Genomic DNA, 16,638 nt, shown 5'->3' with positions numbered 1-16,638 from the left:
GGTGCTCAGCTGGCGACGACGGGTCGACGAGCTTGGTCATCGGCGTGTCAATTGCCTCTGCGACCCCATGTGTCGGGGCCGTCGTAAATGTGGGCCCTCAGACAGTGGGGGCGTCAAAGCCTGAGGCTTCGCCGTGGTAGACGGCAACCAGCGAATTCTTGCCCTGCCACCAGATGTCCGCGAGGCCCTGGACTTCAGGTACCGGCTCGAACCCTTCGAGGTCCAGCTCAGCGACGGCACTGCCCTTGATCTTCGTGATGGTTTTGGCCCAGTAGCCCGCGTGGCCGGCCAACGCGAGGGCTTGAAGCACGCACTCGCAATTGAGCCGATCAGAGGAGTTTGAGGAGCCTCACTTGCAGTTCAGGATGGCAAGAACGCCCTGAGAGGCCCGCTGAGGGGCTGTGAGGCGACGGAAGGTCTCATCACCCAGGGGCCATTGGGATCGGGCCTCTGAGGGGCCATTCTGTGGGTCGATTTTGGGCGGGTGCGCCGGAAATCCGTGCTTGGAGCGCCTGCTCTGTCCTGTCCCCACCGGAGGCTGACCGCTCGCACCGATGCATGACCGCCGATGGGTCGAGACATCCTGCTGAGAGACTCATTGACGTCGGATCAAGACCCCGACGTCCGTAGCGAGGCCCTCCTGCGACTTTCGAGCTGCCGCTGACCGGAAGGCGGCGGCCGATCTTCGGTGGGTTGGTCAGCCGTCAGTCCTCAATGGACGGGGCCGTCGTCGACCCGACTTGATCGGGCACGAGATGTCGGGTCCGCCCCGGTGGCTCCTGTCTAGCGTAGTGGTCGTCAAGAGGAAGGAGGCCGGGATGCTGGAGCGGCTGAACCAGGCGATGGAGCACATCGAGCGTCATCTCGACCAGACCATCGAGGTGGAGGAGCTGGCACGGATCGCGGCCACGTCCGAGTACCACCTGCGGCGGATGTTCTCAGCGCTCGCGGGCATGCCGCTGTCGGAGTACGTCCGGCGCCGTCGGCTGACCCTCGCGGGCGCCGAGGTAATCGCGGGGCGTGAGACGTTGCTGGACATCGCGGTGCGCTACGGGTACGGCTCGGGCGAGGCGTTCGCGCGGGCGTTCCGTGCCATGCACGGCGTCGGGCCGGGCGAGGCCCGCCGTACGGGCGCCGCGCTCAACTCCCAGTCCCGGATGGCCTTCCGCCTCACCATCGAAGGGAGCAGCAGTATGCGATACCGGATCGTGGACAAGGCGGAGTTCAACGTCGTCGGGTTCAAGGCGCGGGTACCGCTCGTGCACGCGGGACCCAACCAGGCGATCATCGACTTCGTCCGGGGGATCGATCGGCCGGCCCTGGAAGGCCTGGAGAAGCTGTCGGATCAGGAGCCCCGCGGCATCGTCGCGGTCTGTGATGACCTGGACCCCAGCCGCGCCGAGGGCACCGAACTCGACTACTACCAGGGCGTCATCACCTCCGCTCCCCCGGCTTTGCCCGAGGGAGTGACCACGCTGGCCGTCCCGGCCGGCACCTGGGCGGTCTTCTCCGCCTCCGGACCAGCGCCACAGGCCATCCAGGAGCTGTGGCGGGACGTCTTCACCGAGTGGTTCCCGTCGAACCCGTACCGCAGTCGCACCGGCCCTGAGCTACTGCGCATCCGAATGTCAGGGGACAAGCCCGGCACCGACGCTGACGCCGACGCCGAGCTGTGGCTTCCCGTTGAGCCGGAGCACGGCTGACAGGAGGTGGCTGAGGCCGTGGGGCTGTCGTGTCCCAGGTGTCCCAGGTGTCGCTGGGCATCGAGGCCGTGTGCAGCGTCTCCGGTCTGCAGGGACTACGTGAGAAGCCGGATACAGGGAGACTGCACGTCAGTAGCGAGCGGTTCCGTGCAGTGAGCACAGGCTCGCTGCACCGGCCGGACCATGTTGCTCTGGACGTTGAAAGATCCTGTCTGCCGTGACTGGGGGCAGTAGTAACCGAGGTGCAGGCGGACCCAGTCCGTTAGCGCGCTACCGGGCTGGTCTCGCTTGGCGTCGTGGAACGGGGCCCACCAGTGGTCGACGAGTGAGCGAAGTATCAGCCGGTCCTGCCCATCGGTGACATCGAAGCCGCTTATCCGGGCCGCGGTGGGGTGCTCCGAGCGCTGGTCGCCCGTGCAGACCGCTCGTTCCTCTCCGTGTTCGAGGCGGGTGGTGCGCCCGGTGCGCTCACAGATGAAGCAGTCCAGGCTGAGTTCGAGCTTCCGTTGCCAGTGCAGGTTGTGGGACTGCTCGCTCTGGCGGAGGCCTGTGAGTTCGGCGGTGATTTCAAGGGTTCGCAGCACCACACGATCTTTCCAGAGGGTCGAACGCAAGAGCGCCTTCCGGAAGGCGCTCCCCTTCGGCCCTCGTTCCTGCCAGCCGTGATGGCCAACAGGGACAGACGTTTTGGCGTACCCAGGCAAGACCGGAACGCTGCCTCACTTGCCCCTACCTGACGCGGACGCACGCCAGGTGGGCAGACCGTGCCGGGACCGCCCAGGCTTCGAGAGGACAGGACAACGGGACGGCAACACATCGGTGTGGCGCTTCGCCTTCCGAGCCAGAGGTTAGTAAGGTACCCGCATGACCGCTCCATACGATCCGGAAGTCAGGGAAAAGGTAGTCGCCAAGCTGCCGGCGTCCCTGCGGCAGGAACTCAAGGTCCGCGCGGCCCAGTTGGGCGTGGACATCCAGGACGCCGTCACCGAGGGCATCCACGCCTGGCGTGCCGACGCATCCGCGGCGACCGCGGTGGACACCTCCGGGGCGTCCTCGTTCTCCACCTACCTCCCCACCGGTCTCTACGGGGACTTCAAGGAGGAGTGCCGGGCGCGCGAAGTCCCTTACAACCAGGGCGTCGCACAGTCGATCCGGCTGTGGCTCGACACGCACCCCTCCCCCACCGGCAGGCGCCGGCCCTCCAGCGAGGGTGCACGCCGGGTCGTGGTCTGCAACCAGAAGGGCGGCGTGGGCAAGAGCGCCATCAGCAACGGCCTGTCCCAGGCCCTCGCCGAGACGGGTGCCCGCGTCTGCGTCATCGACTTCGACCCGCAGGGCCACCTGACCCGGCACCTGGGCGCCGACATGCTCGGCATCAAGGAACCCAGCCTGGCCAAGCACATGCTGGGTGAGATCGAGGGCCGCGTCCGCGAGCTGCTCGTACCGATCGAGCACGGTGTCTTCGCCGGACGCCTCTTCCTCCTCCCCTCCTGCAAGGACGCCTTCCTCCTCGACGCCCGGCTGGCCACGACCCGCCACGTCCGGACGAAGGAAACCGCTCTGGAGAAGGCGCTGGAGGAACTGGAGGAGGAGTTCGACTACATCGTCGTCGACTGCCCCCCGAGCCTCGGCTACACCATGGACACCGCCCTTTACTACGCGCGCACCCGCGAGGACGAGGCTCCCAAGTCTTCCGGAATCATCGTTCCGGTCCAGGCCGAGGACACCTCCGCCGATGCGTACGACATGCTCAGCGAGCAGCTGGAAGACCTGATCGACGACCTCGACATCGAGATCGCCCAGCTCGGTTTCGTCGTCAACCTCTACGACAGCCGCAAGGGCTTCGTCGTCACCTCCTCTCTCAACAGCTGGAAGGAGTTCGGCGACCCGCCGGTCATCACGGTCATCGGCGACCTGAAGGAACAGCGCGAGGCCGTCCGCGTCAAGCTGCCCCTGCTGCACTACGCACCGGACTGCGAGCAGGCCGAGGCCATGCGCGAGATCGCCCGGAGGATCTCGGCATGAGCAAGAGCGACCTCCTCGGCACCGGCGCCGCCTTCAGCAACGCCCGCCGCAGCAGCGGACGGAGTGAGCGCGGGCGAGCCAAGGCCCTCGCGCAGGGCGACGTACCGGCGTACGAACTGATCCGCCTCCCCCTCGACCAGGTGTCGGCGACCCCCCTCAACCCCCGCCGGAACTTCGGCACGGACGAGGAGAAGACCCGCTTCGGCGAGGAGCTGCGCGAGGCCCAGCTCTCGGCATGCGTCGCGGTCAGCCGCGAGGCGTACCTGGGGCTGTGGCCGGACCACGCGCCGCGGATCGGGGCGGCCTCGTACGTCCTGATCAACGGCGAGCGGCGGTTCCGCAGTGCGCAGCACGTCGGGCTGGAATCGCTGGACGTCGTCGTGCGCGACGATCTGGCGACCTCGCGGACCGACTTCATCGATCACCTCCTGGCCGAGAACCTCGAGCGCGAGGACTTCGACGTCATCGAACGCGCGCGTGGTGTGCAGCAGCTCGTCGACACCTGCGTGGAGGACGAGGGCCGGGAGCACGGGGCCAAGTCCCGGGCCGCGGAGCGGCTGGGGCGCTCGCCGTCGTGGGTGACCAACCAGCTGGTGCTGCTGGAACTCCCGGAGGAGATTCAGAGCATGCTCAGCGCGGGGGAGCTGCCGGAGCGCGACGGCCGGCTGCTGGCCCGGGCGGCGAAGGACCGGCCGGGCGCGGACGCGGCCGAGCTGCTGGCCTTCTTGAAGGCGAACAAGGACCAGGAGGCTCAGGTCAAGGCGGCCCAGCGGGAGCTGCTGCGCGAGGCGCAGGAGGCTGTCGCGGAGCCGGTGCGGGCGGCTGGGGCGAGCCCGGCCGGGGGAGTCCCGGCTGTTGCGGAGCCGGCCGATCGGGCTGCGGAGCCGGCCCGACTTTTGTCCGCGGACAAAAGTCGGGAGCCGGAGAGCGGGTCGGCGGTGGCCGCGGAACGGGGGGTGCGGCCGGTTGCGGATGCTGTGGCGGGCTCGGTGACGGGTCCGGTGACGGCAGCCGAATCCGGTGAGCCGGTACGGGGGAGTCAGGCGCCGGTGTCGGAGCCGACCCCGAGCGCGCCCGCGCCCGTAGCGGGGACCCCGGTGCATGAGGTCGAGCGCGAGGCCGCGACCGGGCGCGAGGCGGAGGGGGGCATCCCGTCCCAGGCCAGGGGAGTGGACACGACGGCAGTGTCGTGGCAGGACCCCAGCTCCGTGTACGAAGCGATCTGGGCGAACATGTCGGCCAAGCACCGGGTCGAGCTGACGATGCTCCTGATCGACACGAATTAGGGGAGCAACCGGACACGGAGCCGGTGACGAACAGCAGAGGCTGATCTGTACGAGGGGCCCGCCGCACGAGATCTCGTGCGGCGGGCCCCTCGTGTCGGGGGAGCGGTAGTGCGGAGGCTGGAAGCCCACCTCAGCGCTGTCCCCCGCCTACAGCGCGATCAAGGCCGGGGAGCGCGTCGTCAGGGAGGCCGGCGACGATGACCGCGGCGGCCACCGCCGCGTCGTCCACTTCCTGGAGTCGGCCGTCGGCGAACCGGATGCGGTAGCGGCCCTTCCCGAGAGACATGGTCCGGGGCAGGTCGTGCCAGATGGGCGGTGCGGCACGACGGCTGAAGGCGAGCCAGTACATGCTCCGCCCCGGCGACAGGACCCGCAGCCGCGGTTGCGCGAAGGCAGCTCCAAGGAGTTCGTGCAGCGCCGGGTCCGGTTTGCGTACGGCGAACTCACGCAGTTGACGCCAGCGCACCGGGACCGCCCCGCCCCGCTCATGGGCCTCGGCCAGCTCCCAGGTCCGCAGGAAGGACCAGCGCCCGACGAGTTCCCGTACCCGCGGCCCCCGCATCCAGGAATGCAGGGCTCCGGTGACCTCGGCCAGGTCCTGGGTGTGGCCGATGGCCATGCCGACTCCACCGGTCCAGCAGGTAACGGAGAAGCTCCGCTCGCCGCGGGCCATCCGGACCTCGGCCGAGCGCCTGCCCATTTCCACCCGCGCGGCCACCTGCCGCCAGCCGGGTGCGGACGTCAGCTCGACCGCCAGCCCTTGACCGGCGTGATCGGCCAGCTCCTGGAGGACGTTCCGCAAGGACCCGGTCCGGACGATCTCGGGGTAGAACTCCGCGTACTCGCTCATCGGAGCGCTCGGCGCCGCATCGCCGGGAGGTATCTCGGACACCATCGAGTCTGGCAGGCGGGCGCGCCTCCGCCGCTGTGGTTCAGGGCCCCCTCGGACTGTCATCCCCGGCCCGCGGGGTGGTGCGCTTGTCCCCGACTTTTGTCCGCGGACAAAAGTCGGGGACAGGTTGGGTCGGGTGTCTCCCTCTGGTCTGCCCCTGAGGGAACAGGCAGTTCACGGTCGGAGGCATTCCTTCTGTGGGTCGAAGCAGACGAGTCCGCGCTCGCGCGCCAGCACGGCGGACCACTCGGAAACTTCCTCAGCGTTGCCGTAGGACATGAGCAGCTACACCAGCGGCCCCGATGCCTCCTCGATGACCGGCGGTGACGCCCATACGACACTGCTGTCGTCGTCCGGGTAGCGCCCGAGGAGGGCTGCCACGTAGCCCCGATGTGAGGCGTCGGAGGTACGACAACATCGTCCGACTCCAGGTAGCGCTCGTAGAGCTCGTCGTAGGTCGCGGCCCAGGTCCGGGGGTGCCGCTGTTGGGGCGAGCCGTCTGTGGTGGGATGGCCCGCATGATCGCCACGGTGTGCTGGGAGCGCGAACTGCACCAGCGGGGCGGCGCTTCTGTTTTCGTCGTGGGGCCGGACTGTGTCGTCATGCACGAGAGGCACACTCGGCTGGTCTGCCTGGAGCGCGCCGACGGTGCGGTGCGCTGGGACGTCCCGCTCGGTTCCTGGCCGCGCGGGATCGTCCTCGCGGGGGACCGCGTACTGGTGTTGCCGCAAACGCCGGACCTGCTGTCCTGCATCGACTTGCGGACGGGCGCGTTGCTGTGGAGCGCCCCGACACCGAGGTGGACCGGGAACCTCGCCGTCCACTCGGACACCGTGGTCATCGGCGGTTGGCGTGGCTACACGCCGATGACCGGCCTGGACCTCGCCGACGGGAGCGTCCGGTGGACGACACCGTCGCCGGAGACGTCCGTACGGACCCTCGCGTGGGGCGGCGGGGTGCTGACCGGCAGCGGGTGCGAGGCGGTTCTCCTCGATCCTGCGGACGGGAGCGACCTGGCGCGGTGGCGGCTGCCGGCCCTGCTCAGGGGGCCCGACGCGACGGCGTTCGTCCCGGTGGGTGCGGAGCGGGTGGTGGCGCTCTGCGAGGACTCCTCGCTGGTCACCTTCGGGATCGGTGCGGACGAACCCGCGCGGCTGGGATCCTACGGTCCGTTCGGAGCGGTCGGATATGTTCGCGGTTCGGTCTGGATGCTGCGCTCAAGCGGCGGGTTCCTCGCGGTGGATCCCGCGGAGGGGACGTCACTGTGGTCGGTCGCGCCGGATCGGCGGATGGTGGCCGGCCCGCTGCCGTACGCCGACGGTCTCCTGGTGGGGGACGCGAACGGCGGCATCCGCCGGCTGGGGCCCGACGGCAGGACCGCGGAGGGTTGTTCGCTGCCTGTTCAGCGCCTGGACGGGCTGGCGGGGAACGGCGACGGCGGGCTGTTCTTCGTGGCTAAGGGAACCTTCGGCTCCTTCGCTCTCACCCCGGAATCCCTGCAGCCGACCACGTCCGGAGGCGACGCGGGGCCTTCGCTTGTCCATGGGCCCACTCGGCAAGATCCGAAAGAGGCGGTCTAGCCTCGCGATCAGCGCGGTCCGCGGGTGGAGTGGCGCAGGGCGCAGAGCGGCTGGCATACGGGAGGTCTTGGTGGGGACCGACGAACGTCCGGCGACATGGCTCTCCTACGTGGCGGGTCGCTCTCGCCCTGGCGCGGCGAACGGACCTGTCGGCGACGATGCCGGGCGCGGATCACCACAGAGTGCACCCGCGTCTTGCCCTGGAGGCGTTCAGCACCAGTGGCGCGAGGTGCCCGACTTTTGTCCGCGGACAAAAGTCGGGGGCAGGCCGGGCCACGCGCGACCTCGCTCAAGGGCGAGTCCACGCCGAACTGATCACCTCACGTCCGGCCTGTCAGTGCTGATCGTCATCATGGGGATATGGCGAACCAGAACCTGACCACCGGCAGCATCTGGCGGCTGCACCACGACGACTACGAGATCGCCCGGCTGACCGTGACCGGCGCCGACATGCCGTGGACTCACGCCGAAGTCGAAACACTTCCTGGCTTTGAACAGTTCCGCTCCCTCTTCGCAGAACAAGAGCGAGCCGTCGACGCCGAGGACTGGGACCGGGCCGATGCCTGCTTCAATCGGATCCGGAGCGCGCTCACCATGACCTTCCCGGACGGTGGCCAGGTCGCCGAGTTCCTGCTGCACATCTACGACGACGGCACCGCCGGCTGGCGCTGGCACGACGAGCCCTTCGACACGGTGAGCGACTGACTCGCTGGGTTCGGTGGGTTCGAAGGGGCTGGGGTGTGGCTTTGGCGCCGAGGGCCAGAAACGTTTGTGGTCACGGCTGGAGACGCTCCGTCAGCGACAAGAAGCATGTTGCCGAGTACGGGGAGCGCGCCGGTATGTGCATCCGGCGTCTCGTGTGCAGGTCGGCTCGGGGCAAGTGATCATGGCCGCCAGGGTAGGTCCGGAGCGCCGCGCCGCAGGCGTACCCCTGCCGCGGAAGGCGCCGCCGCGTGCCTCGCTGTCCGACGGCCTCACCACCGCAACCAAGTGCTCGAGAGGACCCCGTACCTGATGTCCATATGGCCTTCGATCGTTGCCGTACTCGGCACCCTCGCCGGTGCCCTGACCGCCGGACTCCTCCAGCACCGTTCCGCACGCACCGCACGCACCGAGGAGCGCGCCGAAAGTCACCGCCAGGACCAGCTCGGCGCCGTCACCGACTTCGCGGCCGCCCTGGACGCGCACCGCTCGGCGATGTTCCACCGGGAGCGTCTGACCCTGACCGAGGCCGGCACCGAGCACCAGCTGGAGGCCCAGACGAGGTCCCACGACACCCGGGCGGCCATCACCGCGCCCCACATCCGCCTTCAGGTCCTGGTCCCCGAGCTGGCCGGCCCCGCCCAGCAGGCCGCAGATGCCACGTACGCCCTGCGCAAGGCCATCGACCGGACCGAGCTGGACGCGCGGCGGCATGTGGCCAAGGAAGCAACCGTCGCCTTCATCGCCGCGGCCGCCACGGTGCTGAGCCCCCGCTGACCGAGGGCGCCCCAACGCCGACGTACCAGCCGTCCAGCCTACGACCGTGCGCTCCCGTGGCGGGCGTTCCTATTTCTCGCCGACATTGCGGACGTCGGTGATCGTGAAGCGTTCCTGGAAGCCGCAGGCCACCGTTCTTGGAGATGATCTACGTAGCGAGGGGTGAGGAGGCCGTCCGCTTCTACTGTGGCTGGGCCTCCGATGGGGTACGTGTCCAGATGAGCTACAGGTGCTGCGGAGCGAGGCACTGGCCGCTGCCCCGCCGACCGAGTGGGGGAAGGGCACAGTTCTACGAAGTGTTGGGGCCGACTTTTGTCCGCGGACAAAAGTCGGCCGTCAGCACGACGACTGGCCACGTCGGTTCCGCGGGGGCCGAACGGCTCGTCAACGGGTCAGGATGAGGCCGCAGCTGTAGGCGCGGGCGGGGCCGAGACCATTGGAGAAGGCCTCCGCCAGGGTCTCCGGGTCGTTGACCGTCAAGGATCCGCGGATCTCCGCGCGGGCGATCCGCAGGCCCTCGTGGGAGGCGGAGCCGGAGACGGTCGGGAGCATGCGGACGCCGAGTTCCTCGGGTTCGGCGGTGGCCCCGATCCGGACCAGGCCGCCCTCGCCGGACGGCGATTCTCCCTCGACCTGGAGGCGTCGTGGGAACCAGTTCTTGACGTGGTCGGGATTGCTGTGGGGGACGCGGGCGCCGCGGAACTTCTCCGATATCGGCTTACCCTGGCTCGTTCACCCGCGGTGAGGGGTGGCAGGGATGGTGTCCGACTGCGCGGGACTGACTGACGCGGGAAGGTCGAGAACGCGGGCGAGAGCGGCCGTGACTGAGCCGCAGTGGCGAGGCAGGTGTCTGGAGGACCATTTGGTCGCCAGGGTGAAGAAGGCGGTCAGGTCCCGCTCGACGCCGGAGAGCAGGTGGCTGAGCTCGGTTACGCCGAGCTCGATTACCGGGCTGTCGCCCTGGTCGACGTTCACCGTAAGCCGGATGATCTTGCCGGAGCGTTCCGCAGTTGGTGAGACGGGGTCGTGACCGAACCCGAGCAGGCTGTCGCTGTCGACGAGCTGGTACCAGTCGCGCCAGTCCTCCAGCCCGTCGCAGCAACCGGGCAGAAACGTGATGCCTGTGGAGTCGTCTGTGACCCGCAGACCGCCGGCTGCGAAGAGGGTGTCGAAGGTCAGCAGTCCCTGAAGGAACCAGTCAAGCGCGTCGGCCGGACAAGGCGGGCGGTCATCGTCGGGGGCGGAGTCATTGCAGCCGGCGATGCGCATCATCGCTGTCCCGACCTCGGCGGGTGAGAGCTCACCGTTCAGGGCGAGGAAGCTGAACGGCTCGCTCTCCGCGACAGGCCAGAGGTCGAAGCCGTCGGGTGTGTATATCTCCAGGACGGGCTGCATCACGATCACTCGGCGAAGTGTCGCGCACCCAAGGCCCTCACCGCCTGCCGACTACGCCGGGCACCGATGTCTCCGGCAGGGACCTTGAGGCCGGGTGCGTCTTCGGACAGGGGGCGGCCCATCGAGAGTGTGACGCTTCCTCAGGATCCGGGTACGCGGCCCGGCGAGGTGCGGCAGGCTGGGGTCGGGCCGTCTGGACCACACCGGACGGCGGGCTCGCGGTGGGAGGGGGTGGTCGTGGTGGACCGGAGTCTGACGGACTTGGGCGCGGCGCACGAGGGGTCGGTGGGTGTCCTGCTGGAGGACGGCAGTGAGCCGGGGCCGGTGTACTTCGATGTGGGCAGCGGTGGCCACGTCCCGTCGTCGACGATCTGGCACGCCTACGACGGCCGGTACGGGCGCCCGAGGGCGGCGGTGCTTCGCGGTGCGTGCGCGTGCGGCTGGCGCGGCATGGCGGAGTATCCGCTCGACTGGACGGTTCTGGACGACCGGCGGCCCCTGTACGAGGCGGACGTCGATCTGCTGGGTCCCATCGCGGACTACCACGCGCATCTCACTGTGGTCCGGGACAACGCGGTGTCCCTGCCCCAGCCGCTCCTCGTGCTCCTGACCGCCCTGAGGGAACAGCTGGACACGGTCGCGGAAGAGGACCCGTTGGTGGCCCTGAAAGCCCTGGCAGATCTCCGGCACATGATCGCCGACGTGGGGCAGGGCGCGGCCCGCGAGGTGCAGGTCGGAGAGATCCCGATGGAGGTGGTGGCGACCGCACTCGGCACCAGCGAACGGGCCGCCCGCCGGTACGTGATGGACTACCTCCGCCCCTGAGCCCTGTGGCAGCTGAAGGGCGGCGGCCACCGGCCGACGCCAGCCTCCGTTGCCGCCCCTGCTCGAGTTCGGTCAGCAGTCGAGCAGCCCCAGCTCGCTGTCGGGTCGGCACAGCGGGCACGCGATCACCGACGGCACGGCCCGCAGTAGGTCCCGGGCCGTCTCGCGCGTGGCCGCACGGCCTCGGCTGGTGACCGGACAGGCGCTGGTATGTACGCGTTCGGGTCGGCGGGCGGCGCTGATGCCGTACTCGATCCACCAGCGCGGCGGCTCCGGCGGCGGCCGGCGGCGGGTCCTCTCGGCCTCGTCGGCTCGAACGGCGCTGATCCTCTCATCGACCCGGGCGAGGGTCAGCTCCAGCCACCGGCGTAGCACCAGGAGCTGGTCCAGTGCCGGTGGCAGGGGCAGGAGCGGGTCCGCCATCGCGGTTACGCCGCCTCGGCCCGGCCGTCGGGTTGGTCGAGGCGGCCCTGCTTCGTCAGCATCGTGCGCGGGTTCACGACGGACCCGCGTGTGACCGTCGCCCAGTGGGAGTGACCGACGACGGCGATCGACAGCGCCCGGATCTCCTCCCGTATCCGGTCGGCCCTCTCCTTCTGCGCGGCGCTCCACCCGAGGCTGTCGGGGATGCCACCGGACTGGGAGCAACGCTCACGCCTGGCCCAGCCCTTTGTGGCATCCATGTTCCAGGGCAACCCGGAGAGGAAGGCGCGGTGCTCGGCGTGTGCGCGGTGGAGACGCTCCTGCAGCTGAAGGAGGTCGTCCGGGAAGGGGGTCGCGTCGCTGGTCACTCTTGAATCGTATGCCTGTTCGATAATGAAAGGGAAGTGGGTGCTCGGGGCCCCCGCAGTGGCACGGCGAGTATCGGCCTGGCCCGCCGTACCGTCGTCGCCGCGGACGGGGCGGCAAGCTCGGCCGCACTACCTCGCCTGCGTCGGCGGACGGACGCCCGCCCCTCCCGGCTGGTCCGGGGGACATGCCCAGTACTGGCAGCAACCCCGTCACGCCGTCGGTACCCCCATGGTGACCTCGTCGGTTCGGCCAACCTTGGTCCTGCAGGCGACCTACGCTGACCGTCGGAGGAGAGGGAATGCCCGCGGAGCTTTTGCGTGACATCACGACGGAGCTGCGGTTTGCAGGGATGGTGCGTCGGGCGTGAGTGAAGGGGCGGGGATGCTCGAAGAGGGGCTTGTGGCGTTAGCCACGGCAGGTGGTACGGCTGTGGTCCAGGCCGCGGGGACACAGGCATGGGAAGCGATCCGAGTCCGGGCGGCCCGGTTGCTGGGTCGCGGGGACGGAGAGCGGGAGCTCGCGGAACTGGAGCGGCTGGACCGTACTGCCGGTGCATTGGAGGCGCAGCCAGCGGTGGAGGCCGAGCGCGTGCGGTTGCGTCAGGAGGCTTCCTGGCAGACCCGGTTCGAGGCCGTGCTGGAAGACGTGGCCGGCGCGGAGCGGGAGCGAGTCGTGGCCGAGCTGCGGGCCCTGGTCCAGGAGCAGGTTGCCCCCGGCGGGGTTTCGGCGGGAGCCCACGGCGTTGCGGTGGGCGGCCGCGTGGAGGTCAGGGCCGACCACGGGTCGGTGGCCGCCCTGCGGGTGGGGGACGTGACGCTCGGAAACCCTCCGCAGCCGGGCCCGCCCCAGGGCTGAGCGCACCCGGCGCCACACTGCCCACACCCGCCACCAGCCATCGGGCCGTCTCCGCCGAGCACGGCGGATTCGCCGTCGGCCACGCCCAGCAGGTCGTCCACTACCACGCCGGCCGCCCGGCCGAGCAACACCGGCCCCCTCCGCGGCAGCTGCCACGGGCCGTCACGCACTTCACGGGCCGCGAGGCGGAACTCGACACGCTCGACCGGCTGCTCGGCATCCAGGACAACGCCCCATCGGTAGCGGCGGTGGTCATCTCCGCCATCGCCGGCACGGGCGGAGTCGGCAAGACCTCCCTCGCGCTGCAGTGGGCCCACCGCACCCGGCACCGGTTCCCCGACGGCCAGCTGTGGGCCAATCTGCACGGCTACGACGCGGGACCGCCCCCCTCCACCGACCAGGTCCTCGACTCCTTCCTCACCGAGCTGGGCACGGCGGCCGACCGGATTCCGCACACCACCGACGCCAAAGCCGCCCTCTACCGCTCGCTCCTGGCCGGACACCGGATCCTGATCGTCCTCGACAACGCCGCCACACCCGAACAGATCCGCCCCCTGCTGCCCGGCGAACCGGGCTGCCTCGTCGTGGTTACCTCACGCAGCCGGCTGTCCGGCCTCGTCGCCCGCGACGGCGCCCACCGCATCAGCCTGGACATCCTCACCCCCGCCGAATCCCACACCCTGCTGGCGGGGATCATCGGCCACGCCCGGACCCACCGGGAACCAGAGGCGGCCGCCCAGCTGGCCCACCACTGCGCGCACCTGCCCCTCGCACTGCGCATCGCCGCCGAACGCATCGCCGCCCGCCCCCACCTGACCATCGCAGACTTCGTCCACGACCTGACGACCGAACACCAGCGCCTGAACGAACTGGCCACCGACGACGAGACCACCGCGGTACGCGGCGTCTTCTCCTGGTCCTACCACGCCCTACCCGAGGAGGCAGCCCGTGCCTTCCGCCTGCTCGGGCTCCACCCAGGGCCCAGCATCAGCCTGGACGCGGCCGCCGCACTCACCGGCACCACCCGCGCCGCGACCCGTCGCTTGCTGGACACCCTGGTAGGAGTCCATCTGCTCACCGTGACCGCGGGCGAGCGCTACCAGTTCCACGACCTGCTGCGCGACTACGCCGCCGAATGCGCGGCCGCCGACGAACCCGCCGACTCCCTCGACGCCTCGACCAGCAGGCTCTACACCTGGTACCTGCACACCGCGCACGCCGCCCTGTACGCCTACTACCCCCAGCACCCGGAAGTCCCCCTCGACCCGCGACCGGCGACCTGCCACCCGCTGGCCTTCACCGACCGCGACCACGCCCGCACCTGGTTCGCCGCCGAACACACCACTCTGGTGACCCTCGTCCGCCAAGCCCCCGCGGCCGGCCAGCACACAGCGGGCTGGCAACTCCCCAACGCGCTCGACTGCTACCTGGATACCGTTCGCCACGTCGTCGACCAAGTCGCCGTTCATCAAATGGGTCTGGCCTGCGCCCGGCATCTCGACCACCACCTCGGCCAGCGGTGGGCATACGGCCATCTCGGATGCGCACTGCAGAACGCGCACCGCGATGAGGAGGCGATCGCCTACTTCCGACGAGGAGCGGAAATCGGCCGACAGATCGGCCATGCCTTCGGCGAAGCCGCCTGTCTGGGGGACCTCTCGCGTTCGTACAACGTGCTCGGCCGCTACGCGGAGGCGGCCGAGAAGAGTCGGCGAGCCCTCGACATCTATCGGTCCATCGGCCACCGACGGAATCAAGCCGTGAGCCTGAGCAACCTCGGCAATGCCCTGAGCGGCCTGGGACTCTACGATCAGGCCTCGGCCCACATGCGGGAAGCCATCGACACCGCCGGCAAGATCGGCGACGTGGTCCTTGAAGGCTTGTCACTCCAACGACTGGCCGCGATCCTCCATCAGCTGGGCCGCACCGACGACGCCGTCATCACCCTGCACAAGGCCGCAGAACTCATTCGACCGTTCGGCGTGGAGTACTCCTACGCGGAGGTCCTGCGCGATCTGGGGGATCTCCAGGCAGCCGCAGGGGAACCGGACCAGGCAACTCGTACCTGGCAGGAAGCCCTCGCCATCTTCACTGGCATCGAACCCGACGCGGCAGCTGCGATCCGCCAACGCCTCAATACCATCAACCGCAGCGAACGCGACCAGTAGTCAGCAGCGTCGACTGGCGGCGATCGACCCGCCCGGCTCACAGGCAGGCGACGACGATGAGGACCATGGCAGCGCAGTCGGTCTTGACGGTTGGCACCGAGTCTTGATGGCTGACGCCGAAGCCTCGCCACATCCACGATTACGACCGTTGCCAGAGCCTGTAATTCCCCAGGTCCTGGCTGTGCCAGCCACTAGGTTGGTGTGCGCGGAGACGCGGGGGCAGAGGTACCGGTATGTGGGTCCGGCTGAGCTGAAGGAGCTCGCCCGGCCAGGTGGTGGGGGCCGAAGTATCCGCTCGGCGGCGGACTTCGGCGAGTGGGTCTCGGCTTTGACCCTGGGTGAGTTGGCCGAGCCGTTCACGTTCGTCGTCGATGGCGGCGGGGTACTGCGACTCGCTCCGCGCCGCAGTGAGCACGTGCTCTGCGCCGGCGGCGGAGAGGTGCTGAGCGCCGGCGAGATGAGCTTCCGTGAGGAGCCCGGGCGGTGGGTGGTCGAGGAGGTCAGCAACCAGTCGACCGGCTACTGACCGGATGCCAGATCATGGCCGGCCGTGGCCGAGGCTCTGGATGTGATCGGGATCCATCGACCGTCCGGATTCACGCACGAGGTGGTCTTTCGCCGATGCCACGCCTGCAGGGAGCTCAACATCGTGCGGGAGAAGGACTTCGTATGCGTCTTCTGCGGCGAGGATCTGCCGAAGGAGTGGAACGTCGGGCAGCCCGCGTGACTGGTCAGACCGCGAAGATCGCAACGCCTTGCGAGTGCGGCAGCATGGCGGTGCGGCAGGTGAACCAGTTCATCCTTCACGATGAGTTGTGGTGGGATTCAGAGTTCTCTTGCGGGTCCTGTGGCACCTCCCTGTGCGAACACGCTGGTCCAGGACCGGCACCTGATGACGTTCGGGAAGCTCTCCTCGCAGCGCATGGGTCCGCCAGACTGCGGTTGGTCGGTTCGGTTCCCAGTCTCGTCCCAGCGATGAAGGTCCTTCGGGAGGTCGCAGCGACTTCGTTGCCACGGGCTCGCGAACTGGTCGTGGAACTGAGCCACGGTGGTCTGGTGGGGACGTTGTGGGAGATGGAGTTCCTGAAGGCCCGGCTGCAGATGCGTGGAGTGCCCGTCGACGTCGATCGATAGCTGTCCCCGCGGCGGGCGACACCACGAGGCCGCGGCCGCTCGCCGCAGGAAGGCTGCCCTGCGCGAGGACATGCGCACCGCCGCCCTGTCCCACCACGCCCGGGAGGCCGCCGAGCGGGCCGCCGCCGCAGCCCGACACGACGCCCCGCCTCTGTCATCAGCAGCGCGGGTGGCTGGTCCTGCTTCGCGGGCAGTGCCCAGATCTCCACTCTCGCCCGTCCCCAGCCGCCACGACCGCGGGCCGCATTCGCCGACTCGTTGAGCCCCTTCGCGAGCGGCAGCCCTTGCCGATGTCCTACTGCAGCACACTCAGGCAGGGATACGATGTGGATGGAGCCACGGCGCAGACGTGCAGCCTGACCGCTCTCCGACGGAATCTGTGCGCGGTAAGGCATAGGGCCGCTGCTGACTGTCGGCGGCGGGTGAAAAGTGGACCGTTGGCGGCGGATGAAAGTTGACCCCCATCGAGGGCCTGACTCGTTGAGCCAGGTCGGGAGGATGGGT

General features: G+C 69.3%; 16 protein-coding genes and 1 pseudogene. 10 read left to right on the top strand and 7 right to left on the bottom strand.

What is annotated here, in order from left to right:
• Positions 1 to 97: 97 nt before the first annotated feature.
• Entirely contained in the window at positions 98 to 310 is a 213-nt protein-coding gene (locus AC0693_RS36400; RefSeq protein ID WP_478804267.1) for a hypothetical protein, read from the bottom strand.
• A 508-nt stretch (positions 311 to 818) separates the two neighbouring features.
• Between AC0693_RS36400 and AC0693_RS36395 the strand changes: the two genes are divergently transcribed.
• Positions 819 to 1,703, top strand: a complete 885-nt coding sequence (locus tag AC0693_RS36395) for an AraC family transcriptional regulator (protein WP_478804266.1) — start codon at positions 819 to 821, stop codon at positions 1,701 to 1,703.
• Positions 1,704 to 1,798: 95 nt separating this feature from the next.
• Here AC0693_RS36395 and AC0693_RS36390 read toward each other — a convergent pair whose 3' ends face one another.
• The gene (locus AC0693_RS36390; RefSeq protein ID WP_478804265.1) at positions 1,799 to 2,287 is read right to left on the bottom strand and encodes a hypothetical protein; all 489 of its coding nucleotides are present in this window, start codon (positions 2,285 to 2,287) and stop codon (positions 1,799 to 1,801) included.
• 280 nt (positions 2,288 to 2,567) lie between these two features.
• On the opposite strand from AC0693_RS36390, the gene AC0693_RS36385 reads away from it, so the two are divergent.
• Positions 2,568 to 3,728 carry a ParA family protein gene (locus AC0693_RS36385; RefSeq protein ID WP_478804264.1) on the top strand — a complete coding sequence of 387 codons (1,161 nt, stop codon included), beginning with the start codon at positions 2,568 to 2,570 and terminating at the stop codon, positions 3,726 to 3,728.
• Positions 3,725 to 5,014 carry a ParB/RepB/Spo0J family partition protein gene (locus AC0693_RS36380; RefSeq protein ID WP_478804263.1) on the top strand — a complete coding sequence of 430 codons (1,290 nt, stop codon included), beginning with the start codon at positions 3,725 to 3,727 and terminating at the stop codon, positions 5,012 to 5,014. Before AC0693_RS36385 ends, AC0693_RS36380 begins: the two co-directional genes overlap by 4 nt.
• 130 nt (positions 5,015 to 5,144) lie before the next feature.
• Here AC0693_RS36380 and AC0693_RS36375 read toward each other — a convergent pair whose 3' ends face one another.
• A complete protein-coding gene (locus AC0693_RS36375; protein ID WP_478804262.1) occupies positions 5,145 to 5,864 on the bottom strand; it encodes a DUF6193 family natural product biosynthesis protein in 720 nt (239 codons plus the stop codon).
• Positions 5,865 to 6,424: 560 nt separating this feature from the next.
• Here AC0693_RS36375 and AC0693_RS36370 point away from each other — a divergent pair.
• From AC0693_RS36370 to AC0693_RS36360, 3 genes are all read left to right on the top strand, one after another.
• Positions 6,425 to 7,486 carry an outer membrane protein assembly factor BamB family protein gene (locus AC0693_RS36370; protein WP_478804261.1) on the top strand — a complete coding sequence of 354 codons (1,062 nt, stop codon included), beginning with the start codon at positions 6,425 to 6,427 and terminating at the stop codon, positions 7,484 to 7,486.
• Positions 7,487 to 7,846: 360 nt separating this feature from the next.
• Positions 7,847 to 8,191, top strand: coding sequence for a hypothetical protein (locus tag AC0693_RS36365; RefSeq protein WP_478804260.1), 345 nt, complete (start codon positions 7,847 to 7,849; stop codon positions 8,189 to 8,191).
• 309 nt (positions 8,192 to 8,500) lie between these two features.
• The gene (locus AC0693_RS36360) at positions 8,501 to 8,965 is read left to right on the top strand and encodes a hypothetical protein (protein WP_478804259.1); all 465 of its coding nucleotides are present in this window, start codon (positions 8,501 to 8,503) and stop codon (positions 8,963 to 8,965) included.
• A 384-nt stretch (positions 8,966 to 9,349) separates the two neighbouring features.
• Here AC0693_RS36360 and AC0693_RS36355 read toward each other — a convergent pair whose 3' ends face one another.
• Together AC0693_RS36355 and AC0693_RS36350 are read right to left on the bottom strand one after the other, a co-directional pair.
• Entirely contained in the window at positions 9,350 to 9,679 is a 330-nt protein-coding gene (locus AC0693_RS36355; protein WP_478804301.1) for a type I-E CRISPR-associated protein Cas6/Cse3/CasE, read from the bottom strand.
• Positions 9,680 to 9,697: 18 nt separating this feature from the next.
• Positions 9,698 to 10,360: a hypothetical protein gene (locus tag AC0693_RS36350; RefSeq protein WP_478804300.1), complete on the bottom strand. Its 663-nt coding sequence runs from the start codon at positions 10,358 to 10,360 to the stop codon at positions 9,698 to 9,700.
• A gap of 237 nt (positions 10,361 to 10,597) precedes the next feature.
• Between AC0693_RS36350 and AC0693_RS36345 the strand changes: the two genes are divergently transcribed.
• Complete coding sequence (locus tag AC0693_RS36345; RefSeq protein ID WP_478804258.1) at positions 10,598 to 11,185, top strand: hypothetical protein; 588 nt, start codon at positions 10,598 to 10,600, stop codon at positions 11,183 to 11,185.
• A gap of 72 nt (positions 11,186 to 11,257) precedes the next feature.
• Here AC0693_RS36345 and AC0693_RS36340 read toward each other — a convergent pair whose 3' ends face one another.
• Positions 11,258 to 11,608, bottom strand: coding sequence for a DUF6233 domain-containing protein (locus tag AC0693_RS36340; protein WP_478804257.1), 351 nt, complete (start codon positions 11,606 to 11,608; stop codon positions 11,258 to 11,260).
• Positions 11,609 to 11,613: 5 nt separating this feature from the next.
• On the bottom strand, positions 11,614 to 11,976 hold the full coding sequence (locus AC0693_RS36335) for a hypothetical protein (protein ID WP_478804256.1): 363 nt from the start codon (positions 11,974 to 11,976) through the stop codon (positions 11,614 to 11,616).
• 589 nt (positions 11,977 to 12,565) lie between these two features.
• On the opposite strand from AC0693_RS36335, the gene AC0693_RS36330 reads away from it, so the two are divergent.
• From AC0693_RS36330 to AC0693_RS36320, 3 genes and pseudogenes are all read left to right on the top strand, one after another.
• A complete protein-coding gene (locus AC0693_RS36330; RefSeq protein WP_478804255.1) occupies positions 12,566 to 12,832 on the top strand; it encodes a hypothetical protein in 267 nt (88 codons plus the stop codon).
• A gap of 248 nt (positions 12,833 to 13,080) precedes the next feature.
• Positions 13,081 to 15,000: an ATP-binding protein gene (locus tag AC0693_RS36325; protein WP_478804254.1), complete on the top strand. Its 1,920-nt coding sequence runs from the start codon at positions 13,081 to 13,083 to the stop codon at positions 14,998 to 15,000.
• Positions 15,001 to 15,250: 250 nt separating this feature from the next.
• Positions 15,251 to 15,727, top strand: a pseudogene (locus AC0693_RS36320) (hypothetical protein).
• Positions 15,728 to 16,638: the final 911 nt, after the last annotated feature.

The organism is Streptomyces sp. NPDC043876 (assembly GCF_056435825.1).
This window is presented reverse-complemented; position numbering and strand designations above follow the sequence as displayed.

Bases quoted from the DNA above. Each gene is read 5' to 3' on its own strand.
- AC0693_RS36395 (WP_478804266.1), top strand. From the start codon at position 819: ATGCTGGAGCGGCTGAACCAGGCGATGGAGCACATCGAGCGTCATCTC.
- AC0693_RS36385 (WP_478804264.1), top strand. From the start codon at position 2,568: ATGACCGCTCCATACGATCCGGAAGTCAGGGAAAAGGTAGTCGCCAAG.
- AC0693_RS36380 (WP_478804263.1), top strand. From the start codon at position 3,725: ATGAGCAAGAGCGACCTCCTCGGCACCGGCGCCGCCTTCAGCAACGCC.
- AC0693_RS36375 (WP_478804262.1), bottom strand. From the start codon at position 5,864: ATGAGCGAGTACGCGGAGTTCTACCCCGAGATCGTCCGGACCGGGTCC.
- AC0693_RS36370 (WP_478804261.1), top strand. From the start codon at position 6,425: ATGATCGCCACGGTGTGCTGGGAGCGCGAACTGCACCAGCGGGGCGGC.
- AC0693_RS36365 (WP_478804260.1), top strand. From the start codon at position 7,847: ATGGCGAACCAGAACCTGACCACCGGCAGCATCTGGCGGCTGCACCAC.
- AC0693_RS36360 (WP_478804259.1), top strand. From the start codon at position 8,501: ATGTCCATATGGCCTTCGATCGTTGCCGTACTCGGCACCCTCGCCGGT.
- AC0693_RS36350 (WP_478804300.1), bottom strand. From the start codon at position 10,360: ATGCAGCCCGTCCTGGAGATATACACACCCGACGGCTTCGACCTCTGG.
- AC0693_RS36340 (WP_478804257.1), bottom strand. From the start codon at position 11,608: ATGGCGGACCCGCTCCTGCCCCTGCCACCGGCACTGGACCAGCTCCTG.